This is a genomic window from Pelomonas sp. Root1217, from assembly GCF_001425705.1.
Taxonomy (GTDB): domain Bacteria; phylum Pseudomonadota; class Gammaproteobacteria; order Burkholderiales; family Burkholderiaceae_C; genus Pelomonas.
Window position 1 is genome coordinate 178,480 of record NZ_LMDC01000001.1, and the last position, 26,429, is coordinate 204,908.

The following is a 26,429-nucleotide window of genomic DNA, read 5'->3' on the forward strand; positions in this document are numbered from 1 at the left end:
GCCTACAGCCCGCAGGGCAATAGCTCACGATGCATGCAATCTCAGACGCTTTGCCGCGCAGATGTGCCGCTAGCATCTCTGGCTTTCTACGTGGAGCGTCTCTTGCGAATGATCAATCTCGGCCGGTTGCTGACAGCAGTCTTTGTAGGCTTGGTGCTGGCCGCGTGTGGCGGAGGCGGAGGCGGCGGCAGCGGCTGCGAGCAGACCGGCACTGTGGAATTCGTCTACACCCCGGCCGTTCGTACCGACGGCGATGACGCACTGACCTATCGCCTGGGCCAGGCCAACACCTGGACCCTGCAGTTGCGGGGCGTTTCGTCGGCTTGCCTGGCCGGCTTGAACGTGTCGGTCCCGAGCGGGCGCCCGGCGTTGCCGACGGGCTTCAGCCTCGATGCCGGCACGGGCGAGATCCGCACCGGCGTGTTGAACAACCATGTCGAGGGCTACTGCCACGTCAACGGCAGCATCAGCGGCCCGTCGGTCAACCGCAAGTGCGGCGCCGGCCTGACCTTCCAGGACGAGCGCTACGTGCTGGTGATCAAGACGAACACGGTCAACAACACGTCGCTGATCAATACGCCCATCACCTTCCAGCCCGCGCCGTAGCAACGCGGCTGCGCGGCGACGCGGCTTGCGATCAGCCCGGCTGCTTGGTGATGCGCAGATAGGGCTTGGGCGCCTTCCAGCCGGCCGGGAACAGCGTCTTGGCATCCTCGTCGGACACCGAGCCGGCAATGATGACGTCGTCGCCCTGCTTCCAGTTCACCGGCGTGGCGACCTTGTGCTTGGCGGTCAGTTGCATGCTGTCCAGCACGCGCAGGATCTCGTCGAAGTTGCGGCCCGTGGTCATCGGGTAGGTCAGCATCAGCTTGATGCGCTTGTCGGGGCCGACGATGAAGACCGAGCGCACGGTGGCGTTGGTCGCCGCGGTACGTCCCTCGGACGTGCCCTCGATGTCGGCCGGCAGCATGTTGTAGAGCTTGGCCACCTTCAGGTCATGGTCGCCGATCATGGGGTACTTGGGCAGATGGCCCTGGGTCTCCTCGATGTCCAACGCCCATTTGTGGTGGTTGTCCACCGGGTCCACCGACAGGCCGATCAGCTTGGCGTTGCGCTTGGTGAACTCGGGCTCGATCTTGGCCATGTAGCCCAGCTCGGTCGTGCACACCGGCGTGAAGTCCTTGGGGTGGGAGAACAGCACGGCCCAGCTGTCGCCGATCCAGTCGTGGAACTTGATCTCGCCCTGGGTGGTCTGGGCGGTGAAGTCGGGGGCGATGTCGTTGATGCGCAGGGACATGGTGGCTCTCCTTGGGTGGCTGGGGGCGGGGGGTGAATGATAGGAAGTAAGCAAGGGCCTGTTCCGCATGAGCTTGATCGAAACAGGTCTATGGGATTCAGTGGGCCAGGCTCGGTACTTCGGCCAGCACGGCCGACCAGACGTCGACCGGCGCCGCACGGCGGGCGACAGGCCCATAGCGCGCCCATTGCTCGGGCGTGCAGACGGTCTTGAGCGAATGCACGAACACGCGCGTGGCGCCGACGGGCGAGTTCTTGGTGCTGCCGAAGGCGGCCAGCGAGGCGACGCCGTGGGCCACGAGGTGGTCGAAGCCGCCGTGGGCGATGCCGGCCGACACGCACCACTGGGCGAAGAGGGCGGCCTTGCCTTCCTTGGACAGGCGGTTGACCAAGGGCATCATGATGTCCTCCTCGTGCAGCAGGTGCGCCTCGGCGCAGGCGCGGTAGGCGGCGAAGGCATCTCGCAGCGCGCCGACGCCCAGCGGGATGGCACGCGTCACGGCGGCCTGCAGTTCGTGCTCGTCGACATGCTCGGCGCGGAACAGGGCCGCGTTCGCGGCGCCGTCGAAATGCAGGTCCAGCATCGACGTGATGCCGCCGCCCGCGCCCTCGACGCCGTCCTCCATGGCCGCATGCACGGCGATGGCGTCGACATACGCGGCCCAGGCCGGCGCGAAACCGCCCAGGTCGCCGCGCTCGGCCAGCGGCGCCAGCACCTTGGCCAGGTCGTTGCGCAGCACCTCGTGGTAGTTGCGCATGATGGCGGGCACGGAGACTTCGGGTTCGGTCATGGTCGGCTCCTGGGTGGCGTGTTGCTGTCGGACGAATGCTCGCGGCAGGCGCAGTTCGATGGTTGTTCAACGTTGTTAAACCGGCGGCTTTAAAGTGCCCGGCGCAATCACCGGAGCCGCCTTGCCCGCCACCGAACCTGCCCGCCCGCCGACCCAGCCGCTGCGCTTCGGCCCGGGCGGCCGTTTCGAGCTGCGCCCGGCCGAGTACCGGCTGCTGGTGGACGGCGAGCCCTCGGCCCTGGGTGGCCGCGCGCTGGACTTGCTGCTCACGCTGGCCGGCCGGCCCGCCGAGCTGTTCACCAAGGCCGAGCTGATCGAGCGCGTCTGGCCGGGGCTGGTGGTGGAAGAGGGCAACCTGCGCGTGCAGATCAACGCGCTGCGCCGCCTGCTGGGCGAGGACGCCATCGCCACCGTGCCCGGGCGCGGCTACCGCTTCACGGCCGCGCTGCACGACGACACCCAGGCCGCTGCAGCGCCGCCGCCCGCGCCCGCCACCACCACGCTGTTCGGCCGCGATGCCGACCTGGCCCGGGTGCGCCAGGCGCTGGCCACTCCGGGCTGCGTGAGCCTGGTCGGCAGCCCCGGCGTGGGCAAGAGCAGCCTGGCGCGCGAGGCGCTGGCGCGCTGGCCGGGCCGCAGTGCCTGGGTCGACCTGGCGCCGCTGACGCTGCCCGCACAACTGCCCGACGGCGTCGCCCGTGCCTTCGGCGGCCAGCTGAGCCCGGGCGAGGCGCTGCCCCAGCTGCTCAACCTCATCCCGGCCGACGACGACCTGCTGCTGGTGCTGGACAACGCCGAGCACCTCGCCGCGGCCTGCGCCGAGTGGGCCGCGCACCTGACCGCGCTGCCCCGGCTGCGCCTGCTGGTCACCAGCCAGTTGCCGCTGGGCGTAGCCGGCGAACGGCTACTGCGCCTGGAGCCGCTGCCCGTGGCCGAGGGCGTCGACGGCCCCGACCCCCGTGAGGGTGCACTGGCGCTGCTGGTGGCCCGCATCCGGGCGGTGGACGCGCGCTTCGACGTGTCTGCCAGATCATTGCCGGTGCTGGCCGCGCTGTGCCGGCAGCTCGACGGCCTGCCGCTGGCGCTGGAGCTGGCCGCCGCGCGCGTGCCGCTGATGGGCCTGCAGGCCGTGCACGACGCGCTGGCCGAGCGCTTTGCGCTGCTGTCTCGCGGCCGGCGCGATTCGTCCGCCCGCCACCGCAACCTGCTCGACGCGCTGGACTGGAGCCATGGCCTGCTGGAGCCGGCCGAACAGCGCCTCTATCGCGCGTTGGGTGTGTTCGCCGGCGGCTTCACGCTGGACCTGGCCGTCACGCTCAGCAGCGACGAGCACACCAGCCGCTGGGACGTCGTCGACGGCCTCGCAACGCTGGTGGAGCGCTCCCTCGTCAGTGTCGCCAGCGAAGACCCGCCGCGCTACCGTCTGCTGGAGACGATGCGTGCCCACGCGCTGGCCCGGCTCGGCGACGCCGACGGCCATTCCGCGCGCCGCCGGCATGCCGCGGCCGTGCTCGCGCTGATCGCGCCCAGCGACGACGCGGCACTGTGGCTGGCCGACATGCAGAACGTCCGCGAGGCCTTCCTGTGGGCCCGCGAGCACGACCTCGGCACCGCCGCGCAGATCGGCGCCCGCGCCGCGCGGGTGATGGTGTTCACCGTCTGGCGCCACGAGGTGACGCAGTGGCTGCTGTCGCTGCTGCCCGCCATGGAGGCGCGGGGCGAGGCGGTGCCACCGCAGGTGCAGGCGCTGTGGTGGTCCATGCTCGGCTACCTGCTGCTCATCCGCGCCGACCCGCGCGCCGTGCCGGTCTCGCGCAAGGCCGTCGACCTCTGGCGGCCGCTGGGCAACCCCGCCGAACTGCTCATCGCCGCGGCCCACTGGGTGCGCGCCTTCACCGAAGACGAGCCTGAGCTGGACGAGGCCTGCACGCTGCTGCGCGAGCTGGCCGCGGGCGACGACTCGGCAGCGACGCGGCTGCGCCTGAACGGCGCGCTGGCCGTGGTGGCCCGCCTGCGCGGCGACACCGCCGAACTGCTCGCCTGCATGGAGCGCGAGCAGCTCGCCGCCCGCGAACTCGGGCAGTCACAGCGCGTGCAGGTGGCCGAGAACAACATCTGCCTGACGCTGGTGCGCCTGGGCCGCTTCGAGGAAGGCGCCACGCGCACCCGCGCCCTGCTCGACGCGCTGGACGCCGACGGCAGCGGCAGCAACGGCAGCCTGCCCTGGGTGCTGAACGCCCTCGTCGAGGCGCTCGTCGGTTTGGGCCGGCTGGACGAAGCGCAGGCCCTGCTGCCGCGGTCCCTGGCCGCGCAGCGGCGCTTCGGCACGACGGTGGCCTGGCTCGGCATCCTGCCGCTGCTGGTTGCCCAGGGCCGCATCGAAGCCGCCTGCCGCCTCGCCGGCCATGTGCGCGGCCGCTGGATGGCCAACGACACCACCCTGGACCCGCTGGAGCTGCGCGCATTGGACGGTGCGCTGGACGCCGGCCGAGCCTTGCTGGGCGGCGACATCACCGTGGCACTGGAGGCCGAGGGGAGGGCGCTGGGGGATGAGGCGGTGGAGGGGCTGGTGTTGCGGAGATAGGCGGGTGTGGCTTGTGGCAGCTGCTCAACGGTGGCAGGAACGCTGCATCGATCAACTCCCACTGCCGCCGCAGCGTAAGCGCGCGGTGAACTCACCTTGACGGGCAACAAGCGAGGCTGGTTGGCCTGTCCCCTGACACCGGGGATGGGAATCGGCATCCGACGCGAAGAGGCTTCAGGTCGGTGACCAGCGGTGCGGTAGCAGTTCGTCGATGCGGCTGGCGGGGTGAGTCGGCAAGCGATCCAACACGTCCTTGAAGTAGGCGTACGGGTCGTGCCCGTTGATGCGGGCCGAGTGCAGCAAGCTCATGATGGCCGCGGCGCGCTTGCCCGCACGCAGGCTGCCGGCGAACAACCAATTCGATCGTCCAACCGCAATCGGGCGGATCTGGTTCTCGACCCAATTGTTCGAGATCGGCACGTCGCCGTCGTTCACGAAGTGCGTGAGTTCCTTCCAGCGCTTCAAGCTGTAGTCGATCGCCTTGATGGTCGCGGAGCCGGGCGGCACGAGCTGTCGCTTCGCTAGCAGCCAGCGGTAGAACACGGCCAGAACCCGTCGTGACTTGCGCTGCCGAATCCGCCGGCGCTCGTCACTGGTGAACTGCTCGGTCTGGCGCTCGATGCGGAACAGGGCTTGGTAGAAGCGCAGTGCTTGCTCGCCGACCTTGCTGCCGTGGTTGGCCCAGAGCTCGTGGAACTTCCTGCGGCTATGGGCCATGCATTGAGCGGAGGTGACCCCCTTGTCGACACAGGCCGAGTAGCCACTGAAGCCGTCAGTGACGAGCGTTCCTTGCCAGGCGTTGGGCGTGTCCAGGCGCAGGAAGTCTCGGACGTTCTCGCCACTGCGGGTCTCGCTGAACTCGAACACCACCGCCTTGACGGGGTTGGTGCTCGGCGTGCAGTACGACCAGATGTAGGCCTTGTGGGTCTTGCCGTTGCCCGGTTTGAGCATGGCCACCGGCGTCTCGTCGGCGTGCAGCACCATGTGGCGCCGGAGTTCGTCGGCCAGGGCCTGCACCAGCGGCTGCAGCTGCGCGCCACAGGCGCCCACCCACTCCGCCAGCGTCGAGCGGGCGATCACGTGGCCGGCCCGCGCGAACACGGCTTCCTGCCGGTACAAGGGCAAGTGATCCATGAACTTGGCCACCAGCACGTGGGCCAGCAGGCCAGTCGTCGGGATGCCCTTGTCGATCACGTGTGCCGGCACCGGCGCCTGCACGATGCGCTCGCAGCACTTGCAGACCCACTTGCCGCGCACATGGCGCTCGACCGTGAACACGCCAGGCTGGTAGTCCAGCTTCTCGGACACGTCTTCGCCGATGCGCTGCATGGCCTGGCCGCAATTCGGTGTCGGGCAGCTCGTGTCTGTCGGCTCGTGCGGCACGTCGCGACGCGGCAGGTGGGCGGGGAGCTGGGCGCGCTTGGGTTGTTGCTTCTCGTCCTCGTCCTTCTTGTCGCTCTTCTTGCGATGGCGCTGCAGCTCGCCGTCGAGCTCATGGATGTCGGTGTCCAGCGTCTCCTCCAGCAGGCTTCGCTGCTCGGGTGAGAGGGTGCTCGCGAAGCGCTCACTGGTGGCAGCGAACTTCATCCGCTTGAGGATCGCCATCTCGTGCGTGAGCTTGTCGATCAGCGCCTGCTTGAAGGCGATCTCGTGGTCACGCTGCTGCACCTGGGCGAGCAGCGACTGCACGGCCTGCCGCGTCTGCGGGTCCAAGGCGTCCAGTTGCTGCGCACTGATCATGGACGGCCATCGTGCCGCATCGTCGCTCTCAGCACATCGGCACATCCAGCAATTGCCCGTGCCAGGGCACTGCACTTCAGATCGTGCGGATGACGCCGGCCTCGCCCAGGCGTTGCCACGGCAGGCCCAGCACCAGCGCGTCGAGCTGCACGCGCGTCAGGCTCAGCGTGCTCGCGCCGTCCTGCGGCCACACGAACTTGCCGGCGTTGAGCCGCCTGGCGGCGAGCCACACGCCGATGCCGTCATGCACAAGGCACTTCAGGCGGTTGGCGCGCCGGTTGGTGAACAGGTAGGCATGGTGGGGATGCGCGGCACCGAAGATGCCGACCACGCGGGCGAGCGCCGCTTCGGAGCCGAGTCGCATGTCCAGCGGCTGCACAGCCAGCCAGACGGCGTCGACGCGGATCAACCCAGGACCTCGCGCAGCCAGGCGGCGCTGCGTGCGTCCATCGGCAACTCGGCGTGCACCGTGGCGCCGCCACGGCGGATCTCCACCGAGATGCAGCTGTGCACTTGCGCAGGTGCAGGCGCCAAGGAGGCCGGCACCTCTTGCGGCATGGGCAGTTGAACGAACGCCGGCACGGCCGCAGCGTCCTTGTGTGCACTGCTCAGCACGCACTCATCAGCTTCCCGCACCCAGCGGCGCAGCATGTTGGCGTTGAGGCCGTTGGCCAGAGCCACCGCCGCCGTCGAGACGCCAGGCTGGCGCGCCAACTCGATGACTCGTGCCTTGAACTCGGCCGAGTGCCGCCGCCAGCTACGCCCTGCAGGGGTTGCCGGTTTGTCGATGTCGAAATTTGAAGTGCTCATGTGTCCACGCATTACTCGTGGACACAAGCATCCAGGGCCGTTCACGCGACTTCAAGATGACTTGGGCGGACGCCTACGCCGCAGCGGCTACCGCGCGAGCGGTTTAGTCCTCGGACAGGAAGCAGTCGTCGAGTCACCTGTCGACATGGCAGCAACGACTGCTTTCGAGCGGCGAGGGTGCGCCACACGCACCTCACCCCGACATCTCTGCAGCGGAAGCTGCAAGCAACCGTCCGATCGCTCAAGCGTCATCTGGGTATCCCTGAAAGAGCCTTCCTGCCGAAGGCATCAGGGCAGTTCCCGCAGGGACTCCCAGGACTGTTTCAAGTGGTCAATGAACCACCTGCCCGCGGGCCCGGGCGGTTCGGAAGCCGGGTGATACGCGGACATGGTCAACATGAAGCCCGTCCGCGGCATGTCGTCCACATCGAGGACAACCAGGGTGCCGTCAGCGATGTCCTTCTCGACCATGTGCAGTGGCATGCCGCCCCAGCCGACGCAGTCCTTCAGGAAGGCGTACTTGGTCGACAGATCGGCTAGGCGCCAGGTCGACGGCGACACCACGCCGTAGTCGCGTCCTGCCATCAGGTCTGATCGGTCGGTGAGCACCAGCTGGACGTGCTTCGCCAGCTCGCTCCGGGGAATCCGATCTGCCCATGCCGCGAGCGGATGGTTCGCCGCGGCGACCGATACCAGGGGCAATTCGCCCAAGCGCTCGCTCACCAGCGACGGGAACGTCACAGCCGGCAAGGTCGAGAGAATGCCCAAACTGCACCGCCCATCCAGCACGGGCTGGTAAGCCGCTCCCAGGCCCTCCACGAACAGGCGCAACGGCGTAAGAGGGAATTGGCTCGCAAATGCCTTTGCGGCAGCGCTGACGAGCGCAGTGGGGAAGAACACGTCAACCACCACCGAGAGCTCGGTCTCCTGGCCTGCCGCCATCAGCTTGGCTCGGGCCTTCAGCGTGTCCACACCAGACACGATGTTGCGGGCGTCGGCCAGCAGAAGCACACCCTCCGCGGTGAGCTTCGGAAACCGGCCTGAGCGGTCGAAGAGCACCACGCCGATTTGCTGCTCCAACCCGCTGACCCAGCCGCTCACCGCTGACTGCACGCGGTTGAGCTTGCGTGCGGCGGCGGAAAAGCTGCCCTCGTCCACCGCGGCGATGAACGTCCTGAGCTGGTCCAAGGAAACGCCGTCGAGCAATTGAGACTCCTTCCATCTCTTAAACAGATGGATCGAATCTCAATATACCGGCTTCTCAGAATGGAAGCCGGTCTCCATCATTCGTTCCCATGCAGTCATCGCTGCAAAGGATAGGAGGCAGCAGGGACTCATCTCTGTTTTAGCCCCAGTTCCTGCAAGCCACCCTCAAAGGACCCGTCCCATGCGCAAGACCCTCATCGCGGCCGCACTGGCCGCCGCCACCGCACTCGTCGGCACTGCTCACGCGGAAGTCGCAACCTACAGCATCGACCCCACGCACACCTTCGTGACCTTCGAGGTCACCCACTTCGGCACTTCGACCAACCGCGGTCGGTTCGACAAGAAGGAAGGAACCGTTCAACTCGACAAGGCGGCCAAGACCGGCAAGGTCGAACTGACGCTCGAGACCGGCTCCATCAGCACCGGCACGGCCGCGTTCGACCAGCACCTGCAGAGCGACAACTTCCTCAACGCCGCCGCGTTCCCGACCGCCAAGTTCGTCGCCAGCACGTTCAGCTTCAACGGCGACAAGGTCAGCGAAGTGGCGGGGCAACTCACGCTGCTGGGCAAGACCCTCCCCGTCGTGCTGAAGGCCTCCAACTTCAACTGCTACACGAACCCCATCCTCAAGCGCGAGGTGTGCGGCGGTGACTTCGAGACCACGATTCAGCGCAGCCAATGGGGCATCGGCTGGGGCATCAACTTTGGCATCCCCGACACCGTGAAGCTCGCCGTGCAGGTCGAAGCCGTCAAGCAGTAAGCCCGCTGCGAACCACCCCCACCCACTTCGAGACCCAACATGCAACTCCTTCATCTTGACTCCAGCGCCCTCGGCGCCGCGTCCGTCAGCCGCCAGCTGACTGCTGAAATCGTCGCTCGCCAGAAGGCGCTGCACCCTGACATCGCCGTGACCTATCGCGACCTGGCGGCCGACCCCGCTTTGCACCTGACCGGCGCTCACATGGCCGCGCGCATGGGTGCCACCAGCGATGACGCCACCATCAACGCCGACCTGGTCAAGGGCAACGCCTACATGGATGAGCTGTTCGCCGCGGACGTCCTCGTCATCGGCGCCCCCATGTACAACCTGTCGATTCCGACGCCGCTCAAGGCCTGGATCGACCGCGTCGCTGTGGCCGGCAAGACCTTCCAGTACACCGCGACCGGGCCGCAAGGGTTGCTCACGGGCAAGAAGGCCTTCATCGCATCGGCGCGGGGCGGCGTCTACTCGGCCGGCAGCCCGGCTGCTGCGCTCGAGCACCAGGAAAGCTACCTCATTGGCCTGCTGGCCTTCCTCGGTGTGACCGACGTGAAGGTCGTGCGCGCCGAAGGCATCGCGTTCGGGCCGCAAGCCAAGGACGCCGCTATTGCCAAGGCCTTGCAAGACATCGAGGCGATTGCGGCCTAAAGGGCACGCGCTTCGCAAATCTCAAACCCCCATCGAAAGAATCATCATGACCTCCTACTCCATCATCGGTTCCGGCAACGTCGGCACCGCCCTGGCCCGTCACTTCGCCCGCAGCGGCATTTCCGTTCGGATCGCCAACACGCGCGGCCCCGAGTCCATTGCATCGCTTGCCGCTGAACTTGGCGACAAGGTGGTTCCCGTCGCGTTGCAGGACGCTCTTGCCGCCGACATCGTCATCCTGGCCGTTCCGTTCCTTGCTCACGCAGCGGTCGGCGGAGCCCTCCCGAACTGGTCTGGCAAGGTCGTTGTAGACGCGATGAACACCTACGGCATCTCGCCGGAAGAGTTGAAGGGACAGGCTTCCACGGACGTGGTGGCTGCCGCTTTCCCAGGCGCGAAGGTGGTCAAGACGCTGAACCAGCTGCCGGCCAAGCTGCTCGCGCAAAACCCTGCGGTCAACGGTGGTCGGCGTGTCATGTTCGTGTCGAGCAACGACGCCGGCGCTGAGGCGGCGATGGCCAAGCTGGTCGCGGACCTGGGCTTCGCGCCGGTCCCTTTGGGCAAGGCGAACGAGGGCGGGCTGCTGATCGGTATGGGCGGGCCGCTGATCCTGCAGAACCTCATCAAGCTGAGCTGACTGCCGGCCAAGGGCGTCTCGCCTCTGCTCACTTCGGATTCACCATGCCCCGTTCCATCATCAGCGTCGCCCGGCTCGGCACCCCCTGGGAAACCATCGACCCGTTTCTCGTCTGCGCCTATCACCTCGACCACTATCCAGCTGGGAACGCCGACTTGGGACCGGTTGAGCCACCACCTACCGATACAGGTGCCGGAAAGCCCTGGCGCATGTACTTTGGGCAGACGGTGCCAGGCTTCCCTGCCCACCCGCATCGCGGCTTCGAGACCATCACCATCGTCCGCCAGGGCGTGGTCGACCACTCGGACTCACTGGGCGCCACAGCCCGGTATGGCGCGGGCGATGTGCAGTGGCTGACTGCGGGGCGTGGTGTCGTGCATGCGGAGATGTTCCCTTTGCTGGACCCCCTCGAGCCGAACACGCTGGAGCTGTTTCAGATATGGCTGAACCTGCCGGCGCGCGACAAGATGGCTGAGCCCAGCTTCAAGATGTTCTGGGCCGAGGACATCCCGAGGCATGTTGAAGCCGGCGTCGACGTCACATGCATCGTCGGCGCCTTGCACGGAGTGGACATGCAAGAGCCGCCGTCACCGCCTTCAAGGTCATGGGCATCAGACCCTAGTTCGGACTTGGCCGTGTGGACGTTGAAGATGGCCCCGGGTGCGAGGTGGCAGCTGCCGGCTGCCTTGGGTAGCGGCACGCGCAGGCAGCTCCTCTTCTTCAAGGGCTCCACGCTGACCATCGACGGTGAGTGCGTCGACGCGCGTTCTGCTATCGAGGTCGACTGCTCCGCCGTGGTCGAGCTTGTAAATGGGTGCAAGGAAACCGAGGTACTGCTGCTCCAAGGCCGCCCGATTGAAGAACCCGTCGCGCAGCACGGGCCGTTCGTGATGAACACGCTCGACGAAATCAGACGTGCTTACGCAGACTACCGAGACACCCGCTTTGGAGATTGGTCTTGGGGCGTCTACGACCCGAACCATGGCTCGAAGCAGGGAAGGTTCGCGTCAACCGATTGACGTTCGAGGACCGTGGTCAAGCGACTGCTCCCATGGGCGAAGCTGCCGGTCGGTGCCAGCAGCGCTCAACGACCGGTCCGGACGGATGCTGTCGCTGCTGCATTGGCATGTGAATGACTCAGCTCAGCCTGAAGCGGCCCCCCGCGCACGTCAGCTTGCAGGCGGACCGTACTACCGCCCCAACCCAAAACTGCTCCGATACGCCCGCGGCGCCAGCCCCAGTCGCGCCTGGAAGTGGTGCCGCAGCGCCTGCACGCTGCCAAAGCCGGCCTCGGCCGCGACGCTCTCCACCGGCAGGCTGCTGGCTTCCAGCAGCCGCTGCGCCTCGGCGACGCGCTCGGCGATCAGCCAGTCGCCGGGGGACTGGCCGGTGGCCTCGGTGAAGCGCCGCAGCAGCGTGCGCGGGCTCATGGCGCTGGCCGCGGCCATGCGCTCCAGCGTCCATGGCGCGCGCAGGTCGGCGCGCACCTGGTCCATCAGACTGGACAGCCGGTTCGTGCGGTCGCGCGGCACCGGCCGCTCGATGAACTGCGCTTGCCCGCCGCCGCGGTGCGCGGGCATCACCAGCCGGCGGGCGACGCTGTTGGCGGCCTCCACGCCGAAGTCGCTGCGCACGAGGTGCAACATCAGGTCGATGCCCGCCGCGCTGCCGGCCGACGTGAAGACGCGGTCCTCCTCGGCGTAGAGCACGCCGGCATCCACGGCTATGGCCGGGTGGCGCTCGCGCAGCTGGTCGGCATAGCGCCAGTGCGTGGCCGCGCGGCGGCCGTCCAGCAGGCCGGTGGCGGCCAGCACGAAGGCGCCCGAGCAGATCGACGCCAGCCGTGCGCCGCGCTGCCAGGCCTTGCGCAACCGCTTGGCCAGCGCCTCGGGCACCGGCACATCCGCACCCTTCCAGCCGGCCATGACGATGAGGTCGGCCTGGTCCAGCAGTTCGATGCCGCCGTCGCTCGTCACGCTCAACCCGCCGTGGGCGCGCAGCGGCCCGGACTCGACGGCGGCGCTGGCGAAGCGGTACCAGCCCGGGCCCATCTCCGGCCGCGCCAGGCCGAAGACCTCGGCGGCGATGGCGAACTCGAAGGTGCACAGGCCGTCGTAGACCGGGGCGACGACAAGCGGCCCGGCGGTGGTGGTGGCGTTTGGCGCGATCTTGGCGATACGGGTCATGGACGCCAATTGTGGCCCGGGCCGGCTGTCGCGACCATGGCGGCACCTGTTCAACGGAGCCCCACCATGCCTTCTCAAGTGACCGCCATTCCCGCCGCCCCGTCCGCGCAAGCCGAGGCGCACTTCGCCGCCGAATTCACTTTCGAAGCCGACTGCTGGGACGTGCACGACGCGCTGGCCCAGGGCGCCGATTTCGTGCTGCTGGATGTGCGCTCGGCCGAGCTGTTTGCCCGCGGCCATGTGCCAGGCGCCATCCACTTTCCGCACGGCAAGCTCGTCGAGAGCAAGCTGGCCGCGTGGCCGGCCGACACCTTGTTCGTGACCTACTGCGCCGGCCCGCACTGCAACGGCGCGGCTCGTGGCGCGCTGCGGCTGGCGCGGCTGGGCCGGCCGGTGAAGATCATGGCCGGCGGCATCACCGGCTGGCTGGACGAAGGCTTTGAGCTGGCGCGCGAGGCCGTTCCTGCTTGAGTCGACGCTCGCTTCGGCTTCAATTCGCCGCGGCGGCTTCCTTGCGCGCGCCAGGGCGGCGGCACTTCCACAGCCCCAGCAGGGCCACGCCGGTCAGGGCCAGGGTTGCGGGTTCGGGCGTGGCCCGGTGGTCGTCAGTCCACCAGGACTCGAATTTGAATTCGGCCGGGATGACCGGGACGTCCACGCTGACGAAAAACTTCGAGCCGGGATCCAGAATGCTCGCCGCCGAATGGAAATCGAAGTCAATCGTCTCCGCCGCGGCGTCCAGTGTTGCATCCCAGAATTCAAGGGAATCGACGTCGAGAAATTGAGTCCGGGCCGACTTGAGCTTGATGTGCCCGCAACCGGCGAGGCAACGGAAGTGGAAGTCCGTCGCAACGCCCGTCCCCAGAAACACTTCACCCGCCGAGCCCGTGCCGAAGGGGGGCATGCTCCATCCCCGTACCCCATCGAGCGCCCAATGATGGCCCAGGCAGTCGGTGCCGGAGGTCGCCCCGGCCGTGGACGTTGTCGTGCAAATGATGCCGGCTTGGGCGCCAAGGCAAACCATTGAACATCCGGCCACCAGCAGGCGGGCCATTCGGGAGCTCAGCATGATTGCCTCCTCGGCTTTGCGAGTCACCGAAACGCTCGGCCCCGTCAATTCAATCTAGTGCGGCAGTCCCGGACACCGCCGCTCCAAAACCCTCAGTACCCCTCGGACGCGGCCCCGTCCACCGCAAGTGGAATGAGGCGCGCGTGTCGTTGTGGCGGCGGTTGGCGGGGCATCCGCGCCGGGAGGCGTCCGTCGGCGCCGGCTAGCATCTGGCGCCATGAACATCCTTGCTGCCCGCCTCTTTGCCGTGTCCACCTTGTTGTGGATCGCGGCCGGCGCCCAAGCCCAGCCCCAAGTTCCGGCCCCCAATCCGCTCACCCTCGAACGCCTCACCGCCGACCCGCCGCTGGCCGGCCGCCTGCCGCGCCAGGCCGAGATCTCGCCCGGCGGGCAATGGGTCAGCTTCCTGCGCCCCTCGGCGGCCGACAGCGAGGTGCTGGAGCTGTGGGCCCAACCCGCGGCCGGCGGCGAGCCGCGCAAGCTCGTCAGCGCGGCCGACCTGCTGGGCGGCGCCGCGCAGAAGCTCAGCGAGGCCGAGAAGATGGCCTTGGAGCGCCAGCGCATCAACCAGCGCGGCATCACCGGCTACCAGTGGTGCGGCAGCGATGACAGCGCGCTGCTGTTCCCGCTGTCGGGCGACCTCTACCTGGTGCGCCTCGGTGCGGCCGGCCCACAAGCGCAGCGCCTGACGAATACGCCCGACTCGCCGGAACAGGACCCCCGTTGCACGGCCGATGGCAAGAGTCTGGCCTTCGTGCAGGGCGGCAATCTCTTGGTGCTGCCGCTGGCCGAGGGCGCCCAGCCGCGCGAGCTCACAAGTGACGGCAGCGGCACGCTGAGCTGGGGCCTGGCCGAATTCATCGCGGCGGAGGAGCTGTCGCGCCAGCGTGGCTTTTGGTGGTCCAAGGACGGCAAGTCGCTGCTGGCGCTGCGCGTTGACGAGTCCGGCGTGGCCGTCAAGACGCGGGCCCAGATCTTTGCCGACCGCACGGCCATGACCGAGCAGCGCTACCCGGCCGCCGGTGAGGCCAATGCCAAGGTCACGGCCTTCGTCATCGACGCCGCCACCGGCCAGCGCCGCGAGCTGCCGTTGCCGGCGACCGCCGAGTACGTCGCCCGCGCCGGCTGGTTTGCCGACGGCACGCCCTGGCTGCAATGGTTCAACCGCGAACAGACGCGGTTGACGCTGACGGAGTTCAAGGGCGCGCCACGCGACATCGCGGTAGAGACAGATGCCGCCTGGGTCGAAGTCCATGACGATCTCATCGAGACGCCGCGCGGCCTGCTGTGGTCCAGCGAGGCCTCGGGCCGTCGCCAGCTGCTGCTGGTCAACCGCGCGACCGGACATCGCACGCCGCTGACGCAGCAGGCCGAAGCGGTGGCGCATGCCGTGTGCGTGGGTGAGCGAGGTGTCGTCTTCGCTGCCGCCGGCGACCGCGGCAAGACCAGGGACCTTTACCTGCAGGCGCTGACCGGCGGCAAGGCCCAGGCCCTGCCGGGTATGACCGAACGCCAGTGGCGCGATGCCAAGGGCGACACCGCCTGCGCCCGCCTGCTCATCACCCGCTCCGCCTGGGGCCAGCCACCGCGGCTGGAGTTGCGCAGCCTGGGGCGCGACGGCGCCATCGCGCTGGCCGGCGACGCGCCGGCTCCGGAGCTCGCGGCCTTCAGCAACACGCCAATCGTGCTGGACCTCACCGCTGCAGACGGCAGCACGCCGTTGAACGCATTCTTCTTCGCCGCCCAGGGCAGCCGCGAGACCAAGCGCCCCGTCATCGTCCTGGCTTATGGCGGCCCGGGCTCCGCGACGGTGAACTGGGGCTGGGGCCGCGACATGCCGCTGGTCGCCTATTGGCAGCAGCGCGGCTATGGCGTGCTGATGCTGGACGTGCGCGGCATGGAGCACCGCGACCGCGCCTTCACGCGCGCCCACTTCCGCAGCTTCGGCCAGCACGAGGTGGCTGACCTGTTCGCTGCCGTGCGCCAGCTGCCCGGCCGCGTGCCAGGCGTGGACGCGGTGCGCATCGGCTTCTTTGGCTGGAGCTATGGTGGCTTCCTGGGTGCGCGGGCGATGCTGGATGCTGACACGCCCTTCGCCGCAGCTGTTGCCGTGGCTCCCGTGACCGACTGGACGCTCTACGACACCGCCTACACCGAGCGCTATCTCGGCCTGCCCGAGGGCGGCAAAGCGGCGACCTACGCGAACGCCAACCTGCCCGCTCGCGCGTCGCTGCTGTCCAAACCGCTGCTGCTGATGCACGGCACGGCCGACGACAACGTGCTGTTCGAGCACACGCTGCGCCTCGTCGAGGCCCTGCAGACCGCCGGCAAGACCTTCGACCTGCAGATCTACCCGGGCAAGGCCCATGGCATCGCCGGCCGCGCGGCGCGGTTGCATCTCTATCGCACGATGGACGCCTTCTTCGACCGGCATCTGAAGTCCGCCCCATGACGCTGGTCTATTCCACCGATGTCGGCCGGGTCTGCCCCGGCTGCGGCCAACCCATTGGGCAATGCGTCTGCAAGGCCAAGACGCGCCCGGCCGGCGACGGCGTCGTGCGCGTCAGCCGCGAGACGGCGGGCCGCAAGGGCAAGGGCGTCACGGTCATCAAGGGCCTGCCACTGGATGATGCGGCGCTGACGGTCCTGGGCAAACAGCTCAAGGCCCTGTGCGGCAGCGGTGGCACGGTCAAGGACGGCGTCGTCGAGATCCAGGGCGACCACCTTGACAAGGTGCTGGCCTGGCTGAAGGCGCGGCCCGAGGGCTGGACGGTCAAACGGGCCGGCGGCTGAGCGCCAACGACAATCGCGGTATGACCGATACCGCTTTCGACCGCCTGCCTCTCAGCCCCGCCATGCTGGCCAACCTCGGCCAGCTCGGCTACACGCAGATGACGCCCATCCAGGCGGGCAGCCTGCCGCTGGCGCTGGCCGGCAAGGATGTCATCGGCGAAGCGCAGACCGGCTCGGGCAAGACGGCCGCCTTCGCCATCGCACTGCTGCATCGGCTCAAGGCCGACCTGCCTCGCGTGCAGGCGCTGGTGCTGTGCCCCACGCGCGAGCTGGCCGACCAGGTCACGCAGGAGATCCGCCGCCTGGCCCGCGCGGCCGACAACATCAAGGTGCTGAGCCTGTGCGGTGGCAACCCCATGAAGCCGCAGATCGAGAGCCTGTCCTTCGGCGCCCACATCGTCGTCGGCACGCCGGGCCGCCTCATCGACCACCTGGAGCGCGACACGCTGGACCTGTCGGCGCTCAACACGCTGGTGCTGGACGAGGCCGACCGCATGCTGGACATGGGCTTCCTGGACGACATCAAAGCGATTGCCAAGCGAGCGCCCGCCAACCGGCAGACGCTGCTGTTCTCTGCGACTTTCCCCGAAGGCGTGACCGAGATTGCGGCCAAGTTCATGCGCGAGCCGCAGACGGTCAAGGTTGCCGGCTCAACGAGTGCTGCCGCATCCACCATCCGCCAGATCGCCTTCGAGGTGGGCGAGAGCGAGCGGCTGGACGCCGTGCCGCGCCTGCTGCGTGCCTTCCGGCCCGAGTCGACCATCGCCTTCTGCAACACCAAGCAGCAGTGCCGCGACCTGGAGGCCGTACTCGCCGCGCAAGGATTCATCGCGCTGGCCCTGCATGGCGACCTGGAACAGCGTGACCGCGACCAAGTGCTGATCCAGTTCGCCAACCGCAGCGCCTCGGTGCTGGTGGCCACCGACGTGGCCGCGCGGGGCCTGGACATCGCCAACCTGGCCTGCGTCATCAACGTCGACATCAGTGCCGACGTCGAGCAGCATGTGCACCGCATCGGCCGCACTGGCCGAGCGGGTGCAGAGGGTCTGGCGCTGAGCCTGGCCAGCCTGGACGAGATGGGCCGCATCGGCCGCATCGAGCAGCTGCAGGGCCAGGAGTTCAAGTGGGAGCCGCTGGACGGTCTGAAGGACGCCCCCGGCGGGCCGCTGCTGCCGGCCATGGACACGCTGCAGATCCTGGGCGGCCGCAAGGAGAAGATCCGCCCCGGGGACATCCTGGGCGCGCTGACCGGCGAGGCCGGTTTTGCCGGCACGCAGATCGGCAAGATCAATGTGACCGACTTCCACAGCTATGTGGCCGTGGAGCGCGACATTGCCAAGGAGGCGGTGCGCCGGCTGTCGCTCGGCAAGCTCAAGGGGCGCAAGGTCAAGGTCCGCCGGATGGCCGACCTCGAATAACAGGCGCTAATTCAGCCCCTGCTTGGCCCGTTCGCGGGCCATGTAGTTGGCTTGGTCGCGATCACGATCTCGCTGCACGCGGGCTTCGCGGGTTTCCCAGTCGCCGCAGCTGAAATAGGAGCCGCCGAACAGCCAGCCCAGCAGGCTGGAGTCGTCGACCGCTTTGCCTTCACCGCCGGTGCAGACCATCGCCGCCTTGGAGCTGCTCTGCTCGGTCAGGGCTTCCTGCACGAGCATGGAGCGCGACATCAGCACCGAGGCCGGCATGCCCATGGCCAGCAGCACGCCGCCGATGACAACGCCCTTGGCCCAGCGCGGCAGCGCGCCGCTGGCGGAGGGAGCGGGTGCCGCCGCCGGACGCGTGGTTGCCGGCTGGGGCCGGTTGAAGGGAATCGTGGCGGCGAAAGACGTCGCTTCGGTTGCCGTGGTGGCGCCCGAGCGGCCGCCCGCGCCGCTCAGCAGCCGCGGCTGGGCAGTTCGTTGGAGCGGGTTGGTGGTGGCGGCTGGCATGGGGTTCAAGGGCCTTCCGAAGAGGGCCGGAGGCGATGCTAGGGAGGCCGTTGCGGGTCGATTGTGAGCAATTGCAAGGTTGCGGCGCTGTAGGCGGAAATGCGTGGAGGAAGTCACGACCGGCAACCTGGTCACCCCTGGAGCGCATTGCCTGCGCCTGCGCCAGGCCTATGCGGACGGCTCAGCCGGCCTTTCCAGATCGAAGCGCTGCGCGAGCCGCTGCGTTAGGACTTGCTACGGGCGTGACATCTTGGCGCCCGGGCAGTCAACTGCGGGGGGCAGCAAGTTCTGCTGCGACCTTTTCACGCGCAAGGGGGCAATGCGGCGCCTAGTCTTCAAGCAAGACGAGGTGCCCCATGAACTCACGCCCCATGCCCCTGATGAGCGACAACTACGAGTTGCGCTTCGAGTCCCTGTTCCAAGCCGGCCGCGGATTGGCCTTTCCTTGTGACGCGCAGGGCGGCGTGCGCTTGGATGCCCTGAGCGACCGGGCGCGGCAGAACTATCTGTTCGCCCGGGCCGTCGTCGGCCGCGAATACGCCACGCCGATCGTGCTGCGCTGCGGTGGCGCCTGTGACTGAGCAGGTCTGCGATCCGCTCCTTTGCGCCAGATCAAGTGCCGGGCTGTCTGGCCCTGATGCAATGTCTGCATGCACAAAAAATCGGGGGGCTCGCCCCAGGGCTTGATGGCCGTGCGCCGGCGCACGGTGTGCGCCGCAGGCCTGTCGCTTGGGGTGCCGGCCGGGCCGCTGCGTGCGGCCGAAGGCTTCGTGCTGCGCATCCAGACCATCCAGTCCGAGCCGTTCGGCAGCATTGGGCCTCAGGGGCCGCGCGGTCTGATGTACGACATCGGCAACCTGATTGCCCAGCGTGCCGGTCTGACGGCGCAGAACCGTGTGGTGCCCTATGCCCGCACGGTGCTCAGCCTGCAGGATGGCACGTCTGATGTGGTGCTGCGTTTTTCCAACGACGAGCTCAAGGCCATCGCTCACCAGGTGGCGCCGGTGCTGACCCTGCCGACGATGGTGGTGAGTCGTCGTGACGCCCCGCTGCGGCGGCTGGAGGACCTGGCGCATCTGTCCCTGGCCGTGCCGCGCAGCTTCCCGATGCCCGATAGCCTGGCCGGCCTGCCTGGGCTTCGCGTGCAGTCGGTGAACAACAATGAACATTCCGTCCAGATGCTGATGGGCAGGCGCGTGGACGCCGCCTATGGCAGCAATCTGGGGCTGTTTGGCGCGGCACGGGGACTGGGTCTGCGCATGGAGGAATTCGCGCGGCCCTTGCTCGTGGAGCGGCAGGCCTTCTGGCTGCATCTGTCCCGGCGCAGTGCCACGCCCGAGCTGGTTGATCGACTGATGAAGGCTGTCGAGTCCCTGCAACGCGACGGCAGCATCAATCGTCTCTACCAGCTCGCGCTGCAGGAGTTCGGCGACGACCGCATGCCGGCCTGAAGGCCGGCGTGTTCGGTCAGCGGCTGAAGCTGTCCTTCAACCCGGTGATCTTGTTGAACACCGGCTTGTCGGCACGGTGGTCGACGCGGTCGGTCACGAAGTAGCCATGGCGTTCGAATTGCCAGCGCTGGTCGGCTGCGGCACCGGCCAGCGACGGCTCGACGAAGGCCTGCACCACACGCAGCGAATTCGGGTTCAGGAACTCGATGAAGTCGCGCCCGCCGGCATCGGGCTGGGGTTCGGCGAACAGGCGCTCGTACAGGCGCACTTCGGCCGCCACGGCCTCGTGAGCGCCGACCCAGCCGATCGTGCCCTTGACCTTCACTGCGTCGGCACCGGGTGTGCCACTCTTGGTGTCGGGGATGACGGTGGCGAGCGCGGCGGTGATGTTGCCCGCGGCGTCCTTCTCGGCGCCGGTGCATTCGATGATGTAGCCGGCCTTCAGGCGCACCTTGTTGCCCGGGAACAAGCGGAAATAGCCCTTGGGCGGCACTTCGACGAAGTCTTCGGCCTCGATCCACAGCTCGGGGCCGAGCGAGAACTTGCGCTGGCCGAGTTCCGGCTTGTGCGGGTGGGCGGCGGTCTCGCAGAGCTCGCGGTGGTCGGCGCTGCCGAAGACCTCGGCGTAGTTGGTCAGCTTCAACTTGAGCGGCTGCAGCACGGCAAAGGCGCGCGGTGCCTGCGGCTCCAGGTCGGCGCGCAGGGCCTGGTCGAGCACGGTGTCGTCGATCCAGGCGTTCTGCTTGCTGGCACCGGTGGACTCGACCATGGCGCGCACGCTGGCCGGCGTGAAGCCGCGGCGGCGCAGGCCCACCAGCGTCGGCATGCGCGGGTCGTCCCAGCCGCTGACGTGACCTTCTTCCACCAACTGGCGCAGTTTGCGCTTGCTGGTGACGACGTAGTTCAGGTTCAGGCGGCCGAACTCGATCTGCTGCGGCAGCGGCCGGGCCAGCAGGCCGAGGTCCGCGAGGTGCTCCAGCAGCCAGTCGTAGAAGGGGCGCTGGTCCTCGAATTCCAGCGTGCAGATGCTGTGCGTGATGCGCTCCAGCGCGTCCTCGATCGGGTGGGCAAAGGTGTACATCGGGTAGATGCACCACTTGTTGCCGGTTGCGTGGTGTTCCGCATGCTTGATGCGATACAGCGTCGGGTCGCGCAGGTTGATATTGGGCGAGGCCATGTCGATCCTGGCGCGCAGCACCATGGCACCGTCGCCGTGCTGGCCGTCCCGCATCTCGCGCAGGCGGGCCAGGTTCTCGGCCGGCGTGCGGTCGCGGAAGGGGCTGTTGACGCCGGGCCGGCCGAAGTCGCCGCGGTTGGCGCGCATGTCCTCGGCGCTCTGCTCGTCGACATAGGCATGGCCGGCGTTGACCAGGGCCTCGGCGGCGGCGTACATGAAGTCGAAATAGCTGCTGGCCTCGAACAGGTTGTCGCCCCAACTCCAGCCCAGCCACTGCACCATTTCCTTGATGGCGTTGACGTACTCCAGCTCTTCCTTCTCGGGGTTGGTGTCGTCAAAGCGCAGGTGGCAGGCGCCGCTGTAGTCGCGCGCCAGGCCGAAGTTCAGGCAGACGCTCTTGGCGTGGCCGATGTGCAGATAGCCGTTCGGTTCGGGCGGGAAACGGGTGCGGATGCGCGCTTCATCGAGCGGGCCGGCCGCGTGATGGGCGGCGTCGCCCGGCGTGCCGGCGAAGTGGCGGCCGGCAAAGGCGCCGGTTTCGAGGTCGTGCTCGATGCGCTGGCGCAGGAAGTTCGTCGCGGGGGCGGCGGGGGCGGCAGGGTTGCTCATCGTCGGCTTTGGAAATGGAAGCGGGCCGCTTTTCCGGCCCGCGATGGCGACGATTCTAAGGACGGGGCTGCTCGGCCCTCAGCGGCAGCCTCACGTGGGCCAGGCCAATGCTGATCCAGACGGCCACGCTGAAGTACAGCGTCATCCAGACCACCTCGCTGCGCCAGTGCGCCCAGTCATGCGACACCGTCCAACGGCTGCCGGCGTCGGCCATGCCCGCCGCGAGGCCGGGGTAGGTCCGCCCGGCGGCCTCGTCGGCCAGCCAGCGCGCCCAATACATGGGCACGTCGATCGCGAACATATAGGCCGCGTAGAGCGAACCTGCCACGATGGCCAGGCCCAGCCAGCGCCGCGCCGCCCGCGTGGCGTGCGGCCACATGGCCAGCAGCGCCAGCACGCTGAGCAGGGCGACCGTGCCCCACAGGGTCTCCTCGACGACATGGCCGATGTTGCGCGTCGTCAGCACGGCATACCAGGAATTGATCTCGGCAATGGCGATCAGCGGCACGACGGCATGGGCCACCCACAGGCCGAAGCGCTGCCCGGTCGTGATCGCGGCGCCGCGCAGCAGCAGCGCCCATTGCGCGGCAAAGCTCAGCTCCGCAATGGTGGCGACGGTGCGACCGACCAGCACGCTCGATGCCCAGCTGTCCACCATGACGACCCGCGGCACGTCGAAGACCGGCAGCAGGGAGCGGTAGCCGCAGCCCAGCACATACAGGGCCGACAGCAGCAATTGCAGGCGCTGGTGGGGCCAGGTTGTCCCATCGGGCCGATTGCGGTGCAGCCAGGCGGTCGAGGCTGTCCAGGCGATGAGATTGATGCCGGCGATGGCGCAGAGCAGATGCCACCAGTAGGTTGCGTCAGGCATGGTGTTCTCCTCAGCCCGCCTTCGGTGGCCGCCCCGTCTTGACCGGCTCCAGCCGGTCCAGCGCCGCAGCCAGGGACTGGGCATCCAGCAATGCGAGTGCCTGCAACCCGGCGCGCAGCAGCTCGCTTTTCTTGGCTTCACGCTTCACGTCGTGCAAGCGCAGCTTGAGTTCCTTGAGCAACGCGTAGTCGGCTTCAGGCATGGTGAAGCCGTCGCGCACGAGCTTGGCGCGTTCGAGTGGAGCGGGTTTGCGGGCATGGCTCATAAAGATGGAAACCGTTTATACGGTTTCTATCCCGGCCCCGCTATCGCGCGGCTACAAGGCTTTGAAACGATTTGCGTGCACGCGGCTGACGGTCAGCTTCTCGGGCCGCTGGCGCAGCTCCAGCAGCACCGTGCCGTTCTCCTGGCGCAATGCGCGCGCGACGGCGTCGATGTGCACGACGGTGGAGCGGTGCACCTGCCAAAAGCGTTCAGGGTCGAGCTGCGGTAGCAGTTCGCGCAGCGAGACACGCACCCAGTAGTCGCGCCCGATCGTCACGGCGCGCACGTATTTGTCGGCGGCTTCCAGGTAGACGATGTCGTCCAGCGGCACCAGCTCGATGGCATCGCCGATGGCGGCCTGCAGATGGCGCAGCCGTGGCACGGGCGTGATGGCCTGGGTCAGCAACTGGCGCAGCGAGGCCAGCGTCGCGTCACCGGTGGCAGGCCCAGCCAGGCGGCCCCGCAGCCGCGCCACACACTGGGCCAGGCGCTCGGGCGTGACGGGCTTGAGCAGATAGTCGGCCGCGGCGGTCTCGAAGGCCTGCAGGGCGTACTGGTCATAGGCGGTCACGAAGACGAACAGGGGCAGGGCGCCCGCGTCCTCGGGCCAGTCCTCGCTGATGGCCTGGGCGGCCTCCAGGCCGGTCATGCCGGGCATGCGGATGTCGAGGAAGCAGACCTGCGGGCGGTGCTGCAGGGCCAGCTCGACGGCGGCCGTGCCGCTGCGGGCCTCGGCAACAACCTGCAGCCCAGGCCAGGCGGCGGCCAGTTCGGCGCGCAGGTTCTCGGCGAGCAGGGCTTCGTCTTCGGCGATCAGGGCGGTGGCGGTGGTCATGCGGGGATCTCGATGCGGGCGACGCTGCCGCCGCCGGTTTGAGGTTTCAGCTCGAAGCTCGCGGCGGCGCCGTAGCGTTGCGCCAGGCGCTCGCGAACCTGGGCCAGGCCAAAGCCCGTGCCGACGCTGGTCAGCTCGGTCGCGCCCGCCAGCCCGGCGCCGCTGTCCGCCACTTCAAGCACAAGGCGTTGGCCCTCGCGGGCCGCCGTCACGCGCAGCTCGCCGCCCTCCACATGGGGCTCCAGCCCATGCTTGATGGCGTTCTCCACCAGCGGCTGCAGCAGCAGCGGCGGGATGGCGACACCGCTCAGGTCGGCCGGCAGCGCCAGCTTCACACGCAGCCGCTCGCCCATGCGCAGCTGCATCAGCGCGAGGTAGTCCGACAGGCGCTCGAACTCCTCGCTGAGCGGGTGCTCGGTGGCGCGGCTGGCCTGCAGCGTGGCGCGCAGGTAGGCGATGAGCTGGTCCAGCATGCGCTGGGCCTCGTCGGGCCGCAGCTTGATCAGCACGCGCAGGTGGGCCAGCGTGTTGAACAGCATGTGGGGTTCGAGCTGGCTCTGCAGTAGCGTCAACCGCGCCTCGGCGGCCTGGCGCTGGGCCTGGGCCTGTTCCAGCTTCAGCGTCTGCAGCTTGAACAGCGACACGAAGAACAGCGTGGCCAGCAGCGAGATCAGCAGCGTGAAGCCGACCGACAACGCGACCCGCCGGTCACCCAGGTTCCATGGCTGCAGCGTGTGGTTGCCGCTGATCAGGTCGCCCAACCAGAGCCCGCCGCTGTAGCCGGCCAGGGCACCCAGCACGATGCAGGGCAGCATCCAGCCCCAACCCACCCAGCCGTGGCGCTGCTCCGGCAGATCGCCGCGCCAGCGGCGCAGCAGCCAGGCCAGCCCCGCCTGCAACAGCTGGATATAGGCCGAGATCTGCATGCCGACGGTGAACGAATACAGCATGCTCAGCTGCAGGCTGCCGCTGCCGCGGATCAGGTAGTTCAACAGACCGACGATGAAGCAGATCGCGACCGTGCCGCCGATGTGGGTCAGCCAGCTGTGCGAGGAGGTCGGGGGCGTCATGGCGCCAGCATCATGGCGCCGGTGCGCCGCTGCCAGCGGCTTGCGATGAGCGGGGTTGGTGCGGCGTGGGAGGCGCCATGTCAGCGCCGCCGGCCGCCACCGCCACCCAGGATGCTGCCCAGCACGCCGCGGATGATCTCGCGCCCGACAGCCGAGCCGATGCTGCGCACGGCCGACTTCGCCGCTGCCTCGGCCAGGCCGGGATGGCGGCCGCCGCGCGGACCGGTGGTGCCGAACAGCACGTCCTTGAGCCCGCCGAGCATGCCGCCGCCTTCTTCGGCCGGCGCCGGTGCCGCAGGGCCGCCCTTGAACACCTGGCCGCCTTCCGCCGCGATGCCGCCGCCGCCCTGTGCCGCCGCGGGCTTGCCGGCGAGTTTCTCGTAGGCCGATTCGCGATCCAGCTGCTTCTCGTAAACGCCGGCCACCAGCGAGTTGGCCAGCAGCGCCTGGCGCTGCGGCGGCGTGATGGGGCCGATCTGGCTGCCCGGCGGCAGCACGAAGACGCGCTCGGTGATGCTGGGCCGGCCATTCTCGTCGAGCAGGCTGACCAGCGCCTCACCGACGGCCAGTTCCATGATGGCGGTGGCAATGTCCAGGCCCGGCTTGGCGCGCATGGTGTCGGCGGCGCTCTTGACGGCCTTCTGGTCACGCGGCGTGAAGGCGCGCAGCGCGTGCTGCACGCGGTTGCCGAGTTGGCCAAGCACGGCGTCCGGGATGTCCAGCGGGTTCTGCGTCACGAAATACACGCCCACGCCCTTGGAGCGCACCAGGCGCACGACCAGCTCGATGCGCTCGACCAGCGCGTCAGGCGCGTCCTTGAACAGCAGATGGGCCTCGTCGAAGAAGAACACCAGTTTCGGTTTCTCCAGGTCGCCCACCTCGGGCAGGGTCTCGAACAGCTCGGACAGCATCCACAGCAGGAAAGTCGCGTACAGGCGCGGCGCGTTCATCAGCTTGTCGGCGGCCAGCACGTTGATGACGCCCAATCCCGACTCCGTTTGCATGAAGTCGGCGATGTTCAGCATGGGCTCGCCGAAGAACTTGTCGCCGCCCTGGGCCTCGATCTGCAGCAGGCCGCGCTGGATGGCGCCGACGCTGGCGGCCGAGACATTGCCGTACTGGGTGGTGAACTGACTCGCGTTGTCGCCCACGTGTTGCAGCATGGCGCGCAGGTCCTTCAGGTCCAGCAGCAGCAGGCCGTTGTCGTCGGCGATCTTGAACACCATCTGCAGCACGCCGGCCTGGGTCTCGTTGAGGGCCAGCATGCGGCTCAGCAGCAGCGGGCCCATGTCCGAGACGGTGGCGCGCACCGGGTGGCCCTGTTCGCCGAAGATGTCCCACAGCGTTGTCGGGCAGGCCAGCTTCTCGGGCGCCTCCAGGCCGCGGTCCTTCAGCGTGGCGAGCAGCTTCTCACCGGGGTTGCCGGTCTGGCTGATGCCGGTCAGGTCGCCCTTCACGTCGGCCATGAAGACCGGCACGCCGAGCTTGGAAAAGCTCTCGGCGAGCTTTTGCAGGCTGATGGTCTTGCCGGTGCCGGTGGCGCCGGTGATGAGGCCGTGGCGGTTGGCCAGCGCGGGCAGCAGCAGGCATTCGGTGTCGGCGTGTCGGGCCAGCAGGATGGGGTCGGCGGCGGGCATGGGAGGGTCTCCGGATCGGGGGGCAGCTGGGCTGCGGCGAGTCTAGCGGTCCGCCTCGACCGCGTCG

The 26,429-nt window shown here is 68.3% G+C and carries 27 protein-coding genes; 12 read left to right on the top strand and 15 right to left on the bottom strand.

All coding sequences use genetic code 11. The annotated features are described in order from the left end of the window. Positions 1–102 precede the first annotated feature (102 nt). On the top strand, positions 103–606 hold the full coding sequence (locus ASC95_RS00845) for a hypothetical protein (protein ID WP_157255885.1): 504 nt from the start codon (positions 103–105) through the stop codon (positions 604–606). A gap of 31 nt (positions 607–637) precedes the next feature. Here ASC95_RS00845 and ASC95_RS00850 read toward each other — a convergent pair whose 3' ends face one another. Both ASC95_RS00850 and ASC95_RS00855 read right to left on the bottom strand, forming a co-directional pair. Next, complete coding sequence (locus ASC95_RS00850) at positions 638–1,297, bottom strand: peroxiredoxin (RefSeq protein ID WP_057295910.1); 660 nt, start codon at positions 1,295–1,297, stop codon at positions 638–640. Positions 1,298–1,394: 97 nt separating this feature from the next. Then, positions 1,395–2,087, bottom strand: coding sequence for a hemerythrin domain-containing protein (locus ASC95_RS00855; RefSeq protein WP_057295911.1), 693 nt, complete (start codon positions 2,085–2,087; stop codon positions 1,395–1,397). 121 nt (positions 2,088–2,208) lie between these two features. On the opposite strand from ASC95_RS00855, the gene ASC95_RS00860 reads away from it, so the two are divergent. Further along, positions 2,209–4,671, top strand: a complete 2,463-nt coding sequence (locus tag ASC95_RS00860) for a winged helix-turn-helix domain-containing protein (RefSeq protein WP_057295912.1) — start codon at positions 2,209–2,211, stop codon at positions 4,669–4,671. A 174-nt stretch (positions 4,672–4,845) separates the two neighbouring features. Here ASC95_RS00860 and ASC95_RS00865 read toward each other — a convergent pair whose 3' ends face one another. The 4 genes from ASC95_RS00865 to ASC95_RS00880 all read right to left on the bottom strand — a co-directional run bounded on the left by ASC95_RS00865 (position 4,846) and on the right by ASC95_RS00880 (position 8,427). Then, entirely contained in the window at positions 4,846–6,411 is a 1,566-nt protein-coding gene (locus ASC95_RS00865; protein ID WP_057295913.1) for an IS66 family transposase, read from the bottom strand. 76 nt (positions 6,412–6,487) lie between these two features. Further along, complete coding sequence (tnpB, locus tag ASC95_RS00870; RefSeq protein ID WP_057295914.1) at positions 6,488–6,820, bottom strand: IS66 family insertion sequence element accessory protein TnpB; 333 nt, start codon at positions 6,818–6,820, stop codon at positions 6,488–6,490. Further along, positions 6,817–7,221, bottom strand: coding sequence for a transposase (locus ASC95_RS00875; protein WP_057295915.1), 405 nt, complete (start codon positions 7,219–7,221; stop codon positions 6,817–6,819). The genes tnpB and ASC95_RS00875 overlap by 4 nt, the downstream gene beginning before the upstream one ends. A gap of 288 nt (positions 7,222–7,509) precedes the next feature. Further along, positions 7,510–8,427, bottom strand: a complete 918-nt coding sequence (locus ASC95_RS00880) for a LysR family transcriptional regulator (protein WP_057295916.1) — start codon at positions 8,425–8,427, stop codon at positions 7,510–7,512. A 181-nt stretch (positions 8,428–8,608) separates the two neighbouring features. On the opposite strand from ASC95_RS00880, the gene ASC95_RS00885 reads away from it, so the two are divergent. The 4 genes from ASC95_RS00885 to ASC95_RS00900 are packed head-to-tail and all read left to right on the top strand — an operon-like array spanning position 8,609 to position 11,491. Continuing rightward, positions 8,609–9,187 carry a YceI family protein gene (locus ASC95_RS00885; RefSeq protein WP_057295917.1) on the top strand — a complete coding sequence of 193 codons (579 nt, stop codon included), beginning with the start codon at positions 8,609–8,611 and terminating at the stop codon, positions 9,185–9,187. Between the two features lie 39 nt (positions 9,188–9,226). Next, a complete protein-coding gene (locus ASC95_RS00890) occupies positions 9,227–9,835 on the top strand; it encodes an FMN-dependent NADH-azoreductase (RefSeq protein ID WP_057295918.1) in 609 nt (202 codons plus the stop codon). 46 nt (positions 9,836–9,881) lie between these two features. Further along, the gene (locus ASC95_RS00895) at positions 9,882–10,472 is read left to right on the top strand and encodes an NADPH-dependent F420 reductase (RefSeq protein WP_057295919.1); all 591 of its coding nucleotides are present in this window, start codon (positions 9,882–9,884) and stop codon (positions 10,470–10,472) included. Between the two features lie 44 nt (positions 10,473–10,516). Continuing rightward, a complete protein-coding gene (locus ASC95_RS00900) occupies positions 10,517–11,491 on the top strand; it encodes a pirin family protein (protein WP_057295920.1) in 975 nt (324 codons plus the stop codon). A 171-nt stretch (positions 11,492–11,662) separates the two neighbouring features. Here ASC95_RS00900 and ftrA read toward each other — a convergent pair whose 3' ends face one another. Next, positions 11,663–12,658: a transcriptional regulator FtrA gene (ftrA, locus tag ASC95_RS00905; protein ID WP_057295921.1), complete on the bottom strand. Its 996-nt coding sequence runs from the start codon at positions 12,656–12,658 to the stop codon at positions 11,663–11,665. A gap of 66 nt (positions 12,659–12,724) precedes the next feature. Here ftrA and ASC95_RS00910 point away from each other — a divergent pair, with 66 nt between their 5' ends. Beyond that, complete coding sequence (locus tag ASC95_RS00910; RefSeq protein WP_057295922.1) at positions 12,725–13,129, top strand: rhodanese-like domain-containing protein; 405 nt, start codon at positions 12,725–12,727, stop codon at positions 13,127–13,129. A 19-nt stretch (positions 13,130–13,148) separates the two neighbouring features. On the opposite strand, the gene ASC95_RS00915 is transcribed toward ASC95_RS00910, so the two are convergent. Next, positions 13,149–13,712: a PEP-CTERM sorting domain-containing protein gene (locus tag ASC95_RS00915; RefSeq protein ID WP_162250695.1), complete on the bottom strand. Its 564-nt coding sequence runs from the start codon at positions 13,710–13,712 to the stop codon at positions 13,149–13,151. A gap of 232 nt (positions 13,713–13,944) precedes the next feature. Here ASC95_RS00915 and ASC95_RS00920 point away from each other — a divergent pair, with 232 nt between their 5' ends. From ASC95_RS00920 to dbpA, 3 genes are read left to right on the top strand one after another with little or no spacing between them, the layout of a single operon-like run. Beyond that, a complete protein-coding gene (locus ASC95_RS00920; RefSeq protein ID WP_057295924.1) occupies positions 13,945–16,179 on the top strand; it encodes an alpha/beta fold hydrolase in 2,235 nt (744 codons plus the stop codon). Beyond that, a complete protein-coding gene (locus ASC95_RS00925) occupies positions 16,176–16,520 on the top strand; it encodes a translation initiation factor Sui1 (protein WP_057295925.1) in 345 nt (114 codons plus the stop codon). Before ASC95_RS00920 ends, ASC95_RS00925 begins: the two co-directional genes overlap by 4 nt. 20 nt (positions 16,521–16,540) lie before the next feature. Beyond that, positions 16,541–17,938 (top strand): ATP-dependent RNA helicase DbpA, encoded by a 1,398-nt coding sequence (gene dbpA / locus ASC95_RS00930; RefSeq protein WP_057295926.1) that lies wholly within the window; start codon positions 16,541–16,543, stop codon positions 17,936–17,938. A 6-nt stretch (positions 17,939–17,944) separates the two neighbouring features. On the opposite strand, the gene ASC95_RS00935 is transcribed toward dbpA, so the two are convergent. After that, entirely contained in the window at positions 17,945–18,448 is a 504-nt protein-coding gene (locus ASC95_RS00935; protein ID WP_057295927.1) for a hypothetical protein, read from the bottom strand. 356 nt (positions 18,449–18,804) lie between these two features. Here ASC95_RS00935 and ASC95_RS00940 point away from each other — a divergent pair, with 356 nt between their 5' ends. Both ASC95_RS00940 and ASC95_RS00945 read left to right on the top strand, forming a co-directional pair. Beyond that, positions 18,805–19,029: a hypothetical protein gene (locus ASC95_RS00940; protein ID WP_057295928.1), complete on the top strand. Its 225-nt coding sequence runs from the start codon at positions 18,805–18,807 to the stop codon at positions 19,027–19,029. A 69-nt stretch (positions 19,030–19,098) separates the two neighbouring features. Next, positions 19,099–19,899, top strand: coding sequence for an ABC transporter substrate-binding protein (locus tag ASC95_RS00945; protein WP_082567391.1), 801 nt, complete (start codon positions 19,099–19,101; stop codon positions 19,897–19,899). Positions 19,900–19,915: 16 nt separating this feature from the next. Here the strand turns inward: ASC95_RS00945 and ASC95_RS00950 are convergent, their stop codons facing one another. The 6 genes from ASC95_RS00950 to ASC95_RS00975 form a co-directional block, all read right to left on the bottom strand. Then, on the bottom strand, positions 19,916–21,685 hold the full coding sequence (locus tag ASC95_RS00950) for a glutamine--tRNA ligase/YqeY domain fusion protein (RefSeq protein WP_057295930.1): 1,770 nt from the start codon (positions 21,683–21,685) through the stop codon (positions 19,916–19,918). Positions 21,686–21,740: 55 nt separating this feature from the next. After that, positions 21,741–22,556 (bottom strand): hypothetical protein, encoded by an 816-nt coding sequence (locus ASC95_RS00955; RefSeq protein WP_057295931.1) that lies wholly within the window; start codon positions 22,554–22,556, stop codon positions 21,741–21,743. 10 nt (positions 22,557–22,566) lie between these two features. Beyond that, positions 22,567–22,821, bottom strand: coding sequence for a hypothetical protein (locus ASC95_RS00960; RefSeq protein ID WP_057295932.1), 255 nt, complete (start codon positions 22,819–22,821; stop codon positions 22,567–22,569). A 51-nt stretch (positions 22,822–22,872) separates the two neighbouring features. Next, positions 22,873–23,655: a LytTR family DNA-binding domain-containing protein gene (locus ASC95_RS00965; protein WP_057295933.1), complete on the bottom strand. Its 783-nt coding sequence runs from the start codon at positions 23,653–23,655 to the stop codon at positions 22,873–22,875. Continuing rightward, complete coding sequence (locus tag ASC95_RS00970; protein ID WP_057295934.1) at positions 23,652–24,725, bottom strand: sensor histidine kinase; 1,074 nt, start codon at positions 24,723–24,725, stop codon at positions 23,652–23,654. The genes ASC95_RS00965 and ASC95_RS00970 overlap by 4 nt, the downstream gene beginning before the upstream one ends. An 80-nt stretch (positions 24,726–24,805) precedes the next feature. Then, on the bottom strand, positions 24,806–26,362 hold the full coding sequence (locus tag ASC95_RS00975) for a helicase HerA-like domain-containing protein (RefSeq protein ID WP_057295935.1): 1,557 nt from the start codon (positions 26,360–26,362) through the stop codon (positions 24,806–24,808). Positions 26,363–26,429: the final 67 nt, after the last annotated feature.